Source organism: Alloprevotella sp. oral taxon 473 str. F0040 (assembly GCF_000318095.2).
In the GTDB taxonomy this organism is placed as follows: domain Bacteria; phylum Bacteroidota; class Bacteroidia; order Bacteroidales; family Bacteroidaceae; genus Alloprevotella.
Genome location: NZ_KB290710.1, coordinates 45,277 through 58,613, shown reverse-complemented (window position 1 = coordinate 58,613; position 13,337 = coordinate 45,277). Strand labels below are relative to the sequence as shown.

The 13,337-nt window shown below is 47.8% G+C and carries 10 protein-coding genes; 6 read left to right on the top strand and 4 right to left on the bottom strand.

Annotated features, from left to right (window positions below; all coding sequences use genetic code 11):
• Positions 1-194: 194 nt before the first annotated feature.
• The 4 genes from HMPREF9999_RS10830 to HMPREF9999_RS01860 form a co-directional block, all read right to left on the bottom strand.
• Positions 195-320 (bottom strand): hypothetical protein, encoded by a 126-nt coding sequence (locus HMPREF9999_RS10830; RefSeq protein WP_009436576.1) that lies wholly within the window; start codon positions 318-320, stop codon positions 195-197.
• 38 nt (positions 321-358) lie between these two features.
• Entirely contained in the window at positions 359-1,846 is a 1,488-nt protein-coding gene (gene nrfA, locus HMPREF9999_RS01875; protein ID WP_009436575.1) for an ammonia-forming cytochrome c nitrite reductase, read from the bottom strand.
• 57 nt (positions 1,847-1,903) lie between these two features.
• A complete protein-coding gene (gene nrfH, locus HMPREF9999_RS01870) occupies positions 1,904-2,494 on the bottom strand; it encodes a cytochrome c nitrite reductase small subunit (protein WP_009436574.1) in 591 nt (196 codons plus the stop codon).
• 618 nt (positions 2,495-3,112) lie between these two features.
• Entirely contained in the window at positions 3,113-4,204 is a 1,092-nt protein-coding gene (locus tag HMPREF9999_RS01860) for an SGNH/GDSL hydrolase family protein (protein WP_009436572.1), read from the bottom strand.
• Between the two features lie 360 nt (positions 4,205-4,564).
• On the opposite strand from HMPREF9999_RS01860, the gene HMPREF9999_RS01855 reads away from it, so the two are divergent.
• The 6 genes from HMPREF9999_RS01855 to HMPREF9999_RS10685 all read left to right on the top strand — a co-directional run.
• A complete protein-coding gene (locus HMPREF9999_RS01855; RefSeq protein WP_009436571.1) occupies positions 4,565-7,468 on the top strand; it encodes a bifunctional fucokinase/fucose-1-phosphate guanylyltransferase in 2,904 nt (967 codons plus the stop codon).
• A 249-nt stretch (positions 7,469-7,717) separates the two neighbouring features.
• Positions 7,718-8,071, top strand: coding sequence for a ribosome silencing factor (rsfS, locus tag HMPREF9999_RS01850; protein WP_009436570.1), 354 nt, complete (start codon positions 7,718-7,720; stop codon positions 8,069-8,071).
• Between the two features lie 158 nt (positions 8,072-8,229).
• A complete protein-coding gene (gene ftsH / locus HMPREF9999_RS01845; protein WP_232301269.1) occupies positions 8,230-10,299 on the top strand; it encodes an ATP-dependent zinc metalloprotease FtsH in 2,070 nt (689 codons plus the stop codon).
• Entirely contained in the window at positions 10,296-11,150 is an 855-nt protein-coding gene (locus HMPREF9999_RS01840; RefSeq protein WP_009436568.1) for a phosphatidate cytidylyltransferase, read from the top strand. Before ftsH ends, HMPREF9999_RS01840 begins: the two co-directional genes overlap by 4 nt.
• A 452-nt stretch (positions 11,151-11,602) precedes the next feature.
• Entirely contained in the window at positions 11,603-12,787 is a 1,185-nt protein-coding gene (locus HMPREF9999_RS01835) for an AAA family ATPase (protein ID WP_009436566.1), read from the top strand.
• A gap of 299 nt (positions 12,788-13,086) precedes the next feature.
• A partial coding sequence (locus HMPREF9999_RS10685; protein WP_009436565.1) for a hypothetical protein occupies positions 13,087-13,337 on the top strand: 251 nt, incomplete at its 3' end.

Genomic DNA, 13,337 nt, shown 5'->3' with positions numbered 1-13,337 from the left:
AACCCCAATCGGTCATTAGATCCTGAACAGATTTCATTAGATTGTTGAGCAGATTGTTTACCGTTGGTTCGAAGGCGTAGCGAGCTACGGCGAGAACGAACGAAAAGCAAGATGCCAACAAGATAATGAAATATGACAGGAAGGTATCTTTTCAATTACGAACCGTACTATAACGGTCTAATGATTGATTGGGGTTAATCATCTCTGTGCACAAAACCAACCTCTCCATTCACCTCGGACACAGCCACGGTGGCACAGCAAAGCGGAGAAGCGTTGAGAGTAAGCGCGGCGGCAGACGGAGAGGTCTGTCGCCGCGACATAAAGAGAGGTCTAATCGACTCAAACCGATAGCACGGAATTAGAGTTCAATGAGTTTGCCTTTTTGTTTTGCTGATTGCACCCATTTAGGCACAACAGTGTTGAGGAATTTGGCTTTGTCTGCTTGGAGTTTTTTGCCGTCCAGTCCGATATAAGCCCACGCCTTTTCCTTGCTTGAGATGTCAGGCATAGGCACATCGCCCGTAAATCCATGCTTCGCCAACACCTTAGCCACAGCAAGACGAGCTTCTTGTGCATAACCAAGACTTTGCGCCAAAATGCGAGTCACTTCTTGTGGAGCGTGGAAAGAAGCACCGTGACTAGCCACAGCAAAGTCCCAACGCCACTGACTCTTACGGATGGATTGGAGAGCCGCTTTCATTTCAGCATCGGTAGCCCCCTTGTCCCAAGCATATTTCGCTTCGATATGTGCCTTCGCCAATTCCTTTTCCACACGGTTGCGCACATCGTTTACCATACGTTGACGGTCATAGACGTTCTGACGCAATGTTTCAGCATCTTCGCGGTGACAAGTTTGGCAAGTCTTGTCGATTTTTGCCAAAGGACTAACGATTTGGTGATCGGTATATTTCACACCACCTTCGCTCACATAAGGCATATGGCAGTCAGCACACGACACACCGCGTTGTCCGTGAATGCCCATGCGCCAAAGTTCATAGTCAGGGTGTTGCGCTTTGAGGATAGGAGCACGAGAGAGTTTGTGGGTGTAGTCGGAATAGTTCATTTCGTCATAATACTTCTCCATGTCTTCTACTGTCCAACCCTTATCGTGTGGGAAAGTGAGATATTTGCCATCACCCTTGAAATAGTATTCAGTGTGACACTGTGCGCAAACGAGAGAACGCATGTGTTGATGTGACTGCTCGCTCACGTTCTGACCGCGACGAGCCCACGCTTCGTAGAGTGCAGGACGTGCAGGCTTCAAGTTCATCGTGCGTGCATCGTGACAATCAGAGCAACCGATAGTGTTCACAATTTCGTCACCCCATTTGCTCCAAGGAGCTTTGTAGAATTCTGCAATACCCTTTTCGCGCATGATGCGAGGCACGTCAGGACTCTTACAAGTCCAGCAAGTACCAGGCTGTATGTCCTTTTTACCATCTACACCAGGTGAACCCGTGCGAAGGATTTCGCGCATATCATCGATGGCATGTTTATGACCGCGAGGAGTGTTATATTCCATAGCGAAAGAATAACCTGCCCAAAGCACCACCATTTCGGGGCGTTGCGCAAGCACATCCACACGCTGCGAGCTGTTGAATTCACCTTGATATGTGGTATCTATGGTCTTAGCCCACGTTTGATATTCACGTGGAAAATCTTCTGCAAACATTTCATTCTGTGACACGATAGAGTCTTTGAACATGTGTTTGCGGTTGTTATAAATGCTCACCACCTCGGCGCGACGCTCGAGGAGGGAAGAAACGATGAGCCCGAGAACGAAGACTGCAACTAATGAGCCTCCGAATAGGAGCCATCCTTGCCAGCGTTTCAATTGTTGTGCCATGATATTGTATGTCTTTGAAATGTTGTTATCCTAATAATGCTTTTTCAATAAAGAAGTTCATTCCATCATTTTTTGGAGCCAGTCTGGCACCGGTGTATCAGGAAGTGGAACTTCAGCTGCAGGAGTAGATGAGAGAGAGTTCATTTTGCCGTGCGCCACGTCTCTGTGGCAATCCCAGCAAGCCTTACCAGCGTCACACTTGACGTCCATATAAGTAATCCGCCCGGTATTAACCAGTTCTGTGTTAAGGGTGGCGTGGCACCGCACGCAGTTTTCCATGATCACTTCCGCACTCTCGTCGATGGCACGAATAGCCTGACGTTCTTGGCGAGTCACAAACTTGTAAACGTGATTCATGCCGTCTTTACCTTTAAAGAAATACTTCCGAAAGACATTGTCGTGCGGCACGTGGCAATCGTTGCAGGTGGTGTTGCGAGCATGTGCACCGTGCATCCACGTAGCATAGTAGGGGGTCATGATGTGGCAGTTGACACAAGCCGATGGATCATCTCCTAAATAGGTGTGAAACCTGAGCAGATAGAGGAAGAGTCCACCTAAACCCACCACAACCCCACTAACGATTAGCAAAGCTATCTTTAGCCGATAGCTTAAACGCGGTAGTCGTTGTAGGAATCTGTTCGTTATCATGATGTCTATGGTTATTGAATCTGCTGCAAATATAATCAACTTTTCTCTAATCCCGCAAGTTTTTCTCCTCATTTTTGAGGATAACCTGCATAAAAAATATTTATTTATCGCGTCAGACATATCTAAAGAAACAGAGAGTACATTATATTTCAAGCATTTACAAAACAACATCTCTATAAAAGAATTCAACGATTCGGCGTTTATCTTTTACTATTTTTCTGCTTTACAACGAGGAATTAACCGAAGAGGCTGAAAATTCCATCATACTACACCCTATTTTTGTTGTACAACAAGGCCCCCATAAGTTGCTTCCAATTTCGACACCTTGTCCTCCAATCTATTAGGATAGCATTAAGGAGGCAATTCTGCTTTATTATCTATCAAACCATCCAAACACTTTGATTAACTTCTCCTCATAATCTAAAAAAACAACCGCTACCACAGAGTCAGACTCTATGATAACGGTTGCCATTGATTCAAAGTCCTAGAATATCTAACAAAAGGTCGTTTATCCTTGCCTACAAGATTATAGACTTCTATTTATTTCACAGCCCCTGACAATGGGAGCTTTGCCTGCAAAGGACTCCTACATCCCTAAGTTTCGCACTCTAATTTCAGTCATTTATTCTTTCTCTCCATAATATCCTTGATTTTTCTGCTCATGACAGAGGCATATTGCATCATTCCAAAATCGGAGGGATGCACATAATCCACCCAAGAGTCTGGATGCATATTGAGTTCTGCCTGAGAGAGATAAAACAAATCTTTGATTCCTTCTTTCTGGAGTTGTGCATAAGCCTGCTGCTGAGCTTGATTGCAGCGCGCGCTCTTCTCACCTTCTGCTTGATGAGTCAGTACATTGCTATTACCAGCATGCTCTACTACCAAAATATAAACATTAGGCAGCTTGCTAATGCGATGCACCGCTTCTTTCAGTCGCTTAATAATCTCAGCACTATCGATAGCCCCCATATTAGGCATACAATCCAATATCACTAGCGAAGGCCGCTGCTCACAAATCAGCGAAATGACTTCAGATTCCAGTTTTCCGTTCCCAGAAAAACCTAAGTTAATCAAAGGACGATTCAGCGTTCGACTCACGATATTCGCCCACGCCATACCTGGACGAGAAGCGCAAGCCCCTTGAGCGATAGAGGTGCCATATAAGACAATAGGATTCTCTTTGACAGCAGGGACAAACGCAAAACGAGATTTGACTGGCACCCCAACTTCCAACTGTGTCACCTCGTTGTAGAGAGGTAAATAAAGCACATACTCCATCTCCTTCTTCCCCTTAATTTCCTTATCCACCTTGTAGTTATAATGGATGGTATCACCAAACTTATAATTTCCAAAGCAAAACGCTTGGTCATCACTTCGGTATAAATCCACACCCGACACTCCAGTAGAAGGCATGTGCGGCATATTCAGAGGCTGAGTCACCTTATATTTAATGCTAATGTCATGAGCATCTGTTTTGAAGCGAATAGATAGACCCGCAGATTGGCAAGACAACTGCCAAACTTTATCTCTCACCTTACCTTTGGCTCTATTGGGGAATCTATGATAATTCCCACCATCTTCATTCCATCCTTGGTTTTGAATATAGGTCAACTGACTGGAAGAAATAGGATTATACCAAACCTTTTGCCCAAACCCTTCAGCAATGGCAATACAGAATAGGACCGCGAAAGTCAACAACTGTTTCATACGATGCTTTAATTATTATACATTTAAATCATTACTCTATATACCCATGATGGACTGACGATAGAAATGACGAGTCTAGGATAACTCCAAGTATAGAAAAGAGAAAAACACAAACTGTTTCTCCTCACGAAAGACAGGGTAAAACGAAAGACAACACAACACAGAGGAGAATCTTATTCATGAAGCATCTTACCTCAAAGGTTTCATCTGCTACACTGCAAACTTAAAAGAAACAATTTAGCTGGCCAAATGAAGCTGAGGAAATCTCGAAAATGATTTGGAACATCCCTGTTTCAAAAGATTATGTGAGGAAATCAACAACCTCGCATCTACACGAAGGTTCCTGTATTTTCCGTTAGAATGTTTGTCCCACCGCAGAGAAAGATGTATCTTTGTGGCAAATCAACAAAGACATTGAAGAAGCTCCTATCATTGCCTCCCAATGTGGTGGCACAATTCCACAATGTGAGCGGACGTTCCGCCGAAGAATACTTTTGTACCTCCGACCCTGTCGATCAAAAACTCGGCAGTGGCGGAGGCACTACTTGGTTGCTCGAAGCTGCCTATCAAGAGGATACGCAGGGGAAAGAGGATTTCTCCACATGGATTGCTCGCGAAAAACGCCTCCTCCTCCATGCTGGCGGCCAAAGTCGTCGCCTACCCGCGTATGCTTCCTGCGGTAAAGTGATGCTCCCTATCCCTGTGTTTCGCTGGGCTCGAGGACAACGCATTGATCAAACACTGCTCGATCTTCAGCTGCCACTCTATGAGCGCATCATGGTAGCAGCTCCTGACTCCCTCCACACCCTCATAGCCAGTGGAGATGTCTACACACGCACCACACAACCTCTGCAAACTATCCCAGAAGCAGACGTAGTGTGCTATGGATTATGGGTAGAACCCACACAAGCCACGCATCATGGTGTCTTCATGATGCCCCAAACCGCCCCCACACGCTTGGACTTCATGCTCCAAAAGCCTAGTTTAGAGCAACTCAATGCGCTATCTTCCACCCACTTTGCCTTGATGGACATCGGCATTTGGCTATTGTCAGACCGGGCAGTGGAACTCTTGCGTAAGCGTTCTGTAGATGCACAAGGACAACGTATCAACTACGACTTGTATGGTCAAATGGGTTGCGCTCTCGGACTGCATCCTTCTCAAGAAGATGCAGAACTGGCCCAACTCTCTGTGGCCATTCTCCCCCTCCCTGGTGGGGAATTCTACCACTTTGGCACCACCCCCGAGCTCATCGCTTCAACGACAGCTCTGCAGAATGTGGTGAAAGACCAACGCCTCATCCTACAACGCGAAATCAAACGCCATCCTTCAATCTTCACCCAAAACGCCAGAGTGGAATATCACTTTGACAAATCGCAAGAAAACATTTGGGTTGAAAATTCGCACCTCCCCACTTCTTGGCAACTACAACGCAACCACGTCATCACCGGAGTGCCAGAAAACAATTGGTCACTTCACCTAGAAGCAGGACAATGCATAGACATCGTTGCAATGGACGAAGATGGATGGGCCATTCGCCCCTATGGTTTTGACGATGCCTTCCGTGGTGCGATTGCAAATTCCGCAACAAAGTATCTCGGTCTTCCCATGACCGATTGGATAGCAGCACACAACATCACAGCAAAAGACCTAGGAGGAGACGAAACCGACCTTCAAGCTGCAAAGCTTTTCCCCATCTGCAAAGATCGCTCTCAAATAGAGTCACTCCTAGCCTGGATGTTGTCCGAACAGCCCACAGAAGACTACTCAGCAATCTTCTGCGCACTTCCCCGTCTTTCTGCCGACGACATTGCAGCTCGTGCTGATTTGTCTCGACAAGAAACCCAACGCTGCGCGTTTCGCAAGGAAAATCTAGCCCTCCTTGCCGAACACCACGACCATAGTGTGTTCTATCAAATAGACCTCGGTGATGCAGCCAACAAATTCGTAACAAACGACTTAGTTCTTCCGCCAGCACTCCCCGAAGATACTCCTCTGATGCCTCAGATTCGTGATGCGATGTTTCGTTCTCGCTACCTCGACTTGCGTGGAGAAGATGGCAGTGTGCAGGAACATCGAGCCTTCCAGCTCCTCAGCGAAGGTTTGACAGCAGAAGCACTTCAACATCGCCAGTCACCCCAATTGGCCGTGCATCACGACCAAATCGTATGGGCGCGCAGTGCCGTACGCATCGACGTAGCCGGCGGTTGGACAGACACTCCCCCCTTCTGTCTCAATTCAGGAGGCAACGTGGTGAATCTTGCCATAGAGCTCAATGGACAGCCCCCTTTGCAGGTATATGTAAAACCCTGCTCCTCTCTTAAAATTGTGTGCCGCAGCATCGATCTCGGTGCTATGGAAGAGATCAGCACCTACGAAGAACTCGCAGCTTTCAACAAGGTAGGCTCTCCCTTCTCTATTCCGAAAGCAGCATTAGCTTTGTGCGGATTTCTTCCTCAATTTGCCAAAGAACGTCACGCCACGCTACAAGATGCCCTCTCTGCTTTCGGTTGTGGCATCGAGATCACCCTCCTAGCTGCTATCCCAGCTGGCTCAGGCCTTGGCACAAGTAGCATTCTTGCAGCCACCGTCTTGGGTGCGCTCAGCGATTTCTGCCATCTCGGATGGGACAAGACCACAGTAGGCAATCGCACTCTCATCCTCGAGCAGCTCCTCACCACTGGTGGCGGATGGCAAGACCAGTTTGGCGGCATCTTGCATGGCGTAAAGCTTTTGCAAACTCAATCTGGTTTTGATCAAACGCCCATTGCTCGCTGGTTGCCCGACACGCTCTTCACTGCCCCAGAACAGCGTGCCTGTCATTTGCTCTACTACACCGGACTCACACGCACAGCCAAGCACATCCTCTCTGAAATAGTGCGCGGCATGTTTTTGAACAGTGCAGAGCATCTCCTTTTGCTCAACGAGATGAAACAGCATGCTCTCGACATGTTCGATGTAATCCAGCAGGGCAACCTCGCTGCCTTTGGTGCGCTTGTTGCGAAGACTTGGAATCAAAACAAACGCCTCGATGCTGGCACCGAACCGCCTGCAGTGGCAGCTCTCTGCCAGCGAGTAGCCGACCTTTGCAGTGGCTACAAACTACCAGGAGCAGGCGGTGGAGGCTATCTATATATGGTAGCCAAAGATCCCGATGCCGCCATCCGTATTAAACAATTGCTTACGGAATATCCCTCAGCGCGTTCAGCACGCTTTGTGGATATGTCCCTCTCTACCCAAGGTTTACAGATCAGCAGAAGCTAATTGCTAGTCACTGCTCTCGCGATTCGCGACACCACTCTAGCTTGACAGCCTGCCCATCTTTTTCTTTCATCCTGCATGGTAAGGGAGAATTTTGTGCACTTCACGCACTCCAAACCTCAACATTCTCTAAAAAACAAACTCTCTGTGGCAGATAATTAGACATTAGCACGCTTTTTGCTCCCTTATTTTCCAGCAAGCAGCACTTACAGCTACTCCATCAATTTGTCACTCTATCTCAAACTTCAGAATATGACTAAAGATCTCATCGACATTATCATCGAAGCTATCCAAGATAAAAAAGGCCGCAACATCGTTGTTGCTGATCTCACACCCATCCTCACCGCATCCACCGATGCCTTCGTGATTTGCACTGCCAATTCACCAGCACAAATGGAGAGTATCGTGGACAACATCGAAAACTTGGCACGCACAAAACTTGGCGAACGCCCTGGTGGCGTAGCTGGCCGTGCTGGTGCACAATGGGTGGCCATAGACTTCGGCAACGTGATGGTACACGTATTCCTCCCCGAAGTTCGTGAGTTCTACGACCTCGAACACCTTTGGAGCGATGCAGCTCTCACCGAAATCGCAGATCTTGACTAAGACTGCCTAGCCTGCTGGGCTTCATGACAGATGACCTCACTAGGTTTCTTTGCCAGAATATATTAGTCATATATATAGAAAGGTATATACAGAAATCAAACGGAGAGTCTCACTCGCACAAAAACTATTTAGCATCTTCAGCTAACCCCACTCAACTTATGCCACAACCCCCCTCACAACGACCACAGAAGCCTAAAATGCCGCGGTTCAATCTCAACTGGCTCTACCTCATCATCATTGCCACTCTAGGTGTCATCCTCTGGCAAGGTAACATGCACCCAGGAAGTGCCACCAAAGAGGTAAGCTATTCAGAAATCAAAACCTATATAGCGAAAGGCTACACCAAAAATATCGTAGTCAACAAAACCGATGGAGAGGTGGAAATCACCATCCTTCCCGAAAAGGCACGCGAAGTTTTTGGACAAGGTGTGCAGCAGCTCGGGAAGGCTCCCACTGTTAGCTCACGCTATCCTTCCACAGACAAGGTAGAAGACTACCTCAACTCTCTCAACTACAAGGGAAAGCTCACTTATGAAGAAAATAACTCCATCTTCTTCAACATTCTCTCTGGCCTCTTCCCCATCATACTCCTTATTGGGTTTTGGTGGTTCATGCTCCGCGGTGCTGGAGGTGGTGCTGGAGGTGGCATCTTCTCTGTAGGCAAAAGCAAGGCTAAAGAATACGACAAGGACAACGCGGTACAAGTGCGCTTCAAAGATGTAGCTGGCCAAGAAGGTGCCAAACAAGAAGTACAGGAAATCGTGGACTTCTTGAAAAACCCAGCCAAATACACCGAACTCGGAGGTAAAATCCCCAAAGGTGCTCTCCTCGTAGGCCCTCCCGGAACAGGTAAAACTCTCTTAGCTAAAGCCGTAGCAGGAGAAGCTGCTGTACCCTTCTTCTCCATGAGTGGTTCTGACTTCGTGGAAATGTTTGTAGGTGTAGGTGCTAGCCGTGTGCGCGACCTTTTCAAGAAAGCCAAAGAGAAAGCACCTTCTATCGTGTTTATCGATGAAATTGATGCTGTAGGCCGTGCCCGTTCTAAAGGTGCGAGCTTTGGTGGCAACGACGAACGCGAAAACACGCTCAACCAACTCCTCACTGAGATGGATGGTTTTGGCACCAACTCAGGCGTCATCATCCTCGCAGCTACCAACCGTGTTGATGTGCTGGACAAGGCACTTCTGCGTGCAGGCCGTTTCGACCGTCAAATCCATGTCGACCTCCCCGACTTGACCGAGCGCGTAGCCATTTTCCAAGTGCATCTTGCCCCTCTCAAATTGCAACCAGGTCTTGACATCGAATTGTTGGCACGCCAAACTCCAGGATTCTCAGGTGCAGACATTGCCAATGTATGCAACGAAGCTGCCCTCATCGCAGCGCGCCACGACCGCGAGTCTGTCACCAAACAAGACTTCCTTGATGCAGTAGACCGTATCATCGGTGGATTGGAGAAGCGTACTAAGGTGATGACTCAAGAAGAAAAGCGCGCCATCGCCATTCACGAAGCAGGTCATGCTTCCGTGTCATGGCTCATCGAGCATGCCAATCCCCTCATCAAGGTCACCATCGTGCCTCGCGGTCAATCTTTGGGTGCTGCATGGTACCTCCCCGAAGAGCGCAGCATCACCACCAAAGAACAAATGCTCGACGAGATTTGCGCCACCCTTGCTGGTCGCGCAGCAGAAGAAGTATTCCTCGGTCGCATCTCTAGCGGTGCACTCAACGACCTCGAACGTGTCACTCAGCGTGCCTATGGCATGATTGCCTACTTAGGCATGGGAGAAGGCCTCCCCAATCTCTCTTACTATTCCAATCAAGAGCAGTTCACGAAGCCCTATTCTGAAGAAACCGCACGCCGCATTGACCACGAAGTGCAACAGCTCATCAACGCACAATACGAACGAGCCAAACAACTCCTCCGCGACAATGCAGCTAAGCACAACGAACTTGCCGATTTACTCTGCGAGCACGAAGTGATTTTCGCAGCCGATGTTGAAAACATCTTTGGGCCACGCCCATGGAAGAGTCGTGCCGATGTAATTCTAGAAGAGAGCCCCGAAGAAGCCGCAAAGCTAGCGGTGCTAACTACTGAGGAACCATCGGACCACACTCACTCCACCAGTTCAGCACCTTCCTTGAATGAGCCTAACACTCCTTCAGGAGATACAGAAGACACTTCTGAATCATTGTCCTACCAAGCTCCCCCCCCCCAAGAACAACAATGAAAAGTTTAGTCACTCGCACCATCACAGGCATCTTTTTTGTAGCGGCCTTGGTAGGCAGCATGATTTGGAGCGAACTTTCCTTCACGCTCTTCTTTGCCCTCGTTGCAGGCATGGGAGTTTGGGAGTTCTCGGCCAATGTCAATCGCCATGCTGGAGCCTCTGTCAATGCCTTCATCACCACAGCAGCAGCCGTGGCTTTGGTGTTTGCCGTGAGCCAATGCAGTTCACGCACGCCCAACTATGCTTCTTTCCTTCCTTTTGTTGGCACACTGCTCTATCTCCTCATCAGCGAACTCTATAGACGTGAGAGCAATCCGTTGAAAAACTGGGCATACTCCTTTGCAGCTCAGCTCTACATAGCCCTACCCTTGGCCATGCTTTCCTTCCTAGCCTATCGCTATGATGTGAAGATGCAAGACGTACGCTATGATTGGTTGCTCCCACTCTCCATTTTCTTCTTCCTATGGAGCAGTGACAGTGGGGCCTATCTCGTAGGCTCTACTTTGAGTCGATATTTCCAAGCCAAGCTTTTCCCCCGCATTTCTCCAGGGAAATCATGGGTAGGCAGCATTGGTGGTGGGGTGCTCACCCTTGTAGTTGCAGCAGTGTTATGGCACTTCCGCCCTGAGTTGCTCAATCTCCCCCAATGGCTAGGCCTTGGTCTAGTGGTATGCGTGTTCGGCACATGGGGAGATTTGGTGGAAAGCCTCTTCAAACGCCAGCTTGGCATCAAAGATAGCGGACAACTCCTTCCTGGCCATGGAGGCATTCTCGATCGCTTCGACTCTGCCCTTTTGGCTATCCCAGCAGCAGTGATTTACCTTTCATTCATTGCACCCTATCTCAACTAAGCCACTACACTTCGCAAGACACACATATCTTGGCGACACCGCGTTTCATGCGCTGGTGTCGCTTTGCTGTGCAAAAACACAGTAACTAGCGTAGAGAGAATAGCTATCCCGTCACTCAAGCCCTCCTCCCGTAAACTTTTATAAACAGAGCTTAATCTAAAAACATCCAATCCTCGTCAATAAATGAAGTAAAAGCTGAACTCAGCCTTGGGTGTGAAAAGAACTCTTAAAGAGAAACCTGTTCACGATTTTAAGGAGCTTGTGTCACTAAGCACCGCAAAACACCCCCACAAACGCAAGAAAATAGCAGATAATCTCATTTTTTGATATATACAGTTTGCAGTTTCGAGGAAATATATTAACTTTGCATGTAAGATGATAAATAGGTAGCGATATTTTGCGCTTAAATCATCATCATCATTTCTCGATACACAACTCACAGCCCGAGAACTATGGAGACTTTTTTTCAATCACACGCTTTCCTTGTAGAGCATACTAATTCGCCCATACGGCGAGGTCTGATGGACACCATTGACTGGAGCTATCGACTCATCGGCATTCGTGGTCCCCGTGGCGTAGGTCGCACACAATTCTTGCTCACCTATGCCAAGGAGAACTTTGACCCTCGCTTGCGCCAATGCCTCTACGCCAACATGAACTCTTTTTATTTCCAAGGACGAAAGTTGGTGGATTTTGCAGCAGAGTTCATTAAACTCGGCGGTCAGGTGCTATTGATTGACCAAGCCTTCAAATTACCCAACTGGCGTGAGCAGATTATCGAATGCTACAACCGATTCCCCTATCTGCGCATTGTCTACTCCACCACCTCCGTGCGCGGTGGCGACAACGACCACACTGAGCTTAACACCTTGGCACAGCAGTATTGGTTGCATGGTTTCTCCTTCCGTGAGTTTATCAACTTGCGCACAGGTGAAAACTTCCGCGCCTATACGCTCAAAGAATTGCTCGAAGACCATAAGTCTATCCTCAAGAGCATCTTGCCCAAAGTACGTCCTTGGGAGTATTTCCAACAATATCTCCACCACGGCTATTATCCTTTCTTCCTCGAAAGCAGCAACTTCATCGAGCAACTCCTGCGCGGTATGAATACGATGATCGAAATCGACATCCTCTTCATCAAGCAGATTGAACTCAAATATCTCGAGCGTATCAAGAAATTGCTCTATCTCCTCGCAGTGAGCGACAGCACAGCTCCCAACGTGAGCCGTCTTGCCGAAGAAATCGGCACCTCACGCGCCACGGTGATGAACTACTTGAAGTATCTTGAAGAAGCCCGCTTGGTGAACCTCATCTACAAAGAAGATGAATGCTTCCCCAAAAAGCCTGCCTCCGTGCTCCTCCATAATCCCAACTTGCTCTATTCCATCTATTCTCCACAGATTTCTGAGCAAACCATCATGGAGACCTTCTTTGTCAACTCCTTGTGGCGACACCACACGGTCAACAAAGGAAAGCGCGACAGCATCTACCGCATCAACCACAACACTGACATTCAAGTGTGCGATCGCAGTAAGCGCGTAAAGAGCGATCCCAACATCGTTTTGGCACGCTACAACACCGAGGTGGGTCGCGGAGACAACGAAATTCCACTCTGGCTCTTCGGTTTCCTTTACTAACAGAGTCGACCTTCTTAGAGTCGCAGTTTCCTGCGCTACTCACGCTAACAAACAGCCCTACACTTACCACACTCGTCTTCTCACTAAGCAGGTGTGCCGTAAGTGCAGGGCTGTTTGCATGGAGCACACTCCGTATCCTCAGCCTCCACCTGCTGACTTGCCACTCCATAGCACTGAGGATAGCACACAATAGAGTCACCAGTCTTCTTAAATTAGATTTTTCACTTTTCGCCATATATGTAAATTTTAAAAGTATATCATTCCCTCTATAAGTATATGGGACGATATCAGGGCAAAGAGTGAAAAAACAGGCAAAAAGAGAAAGATTTTCTTTTCCATCCACACGTTTTGCAAACCCCATATCGCAAAACCAAGTCATTCTTACACTAATCAGACGAAATACAGAAAGCATTAACTTTCATTCAAATCTTTGGCAAGGGAAACAAGCCACACCCCTTACTCCAGCTTTTAGATTTTACCAAGCATCCATGCGTTGTTCACGCGCGGGCGCGTATACGCATTACAGCGATTTTGCACTTTTTGCTTTCAC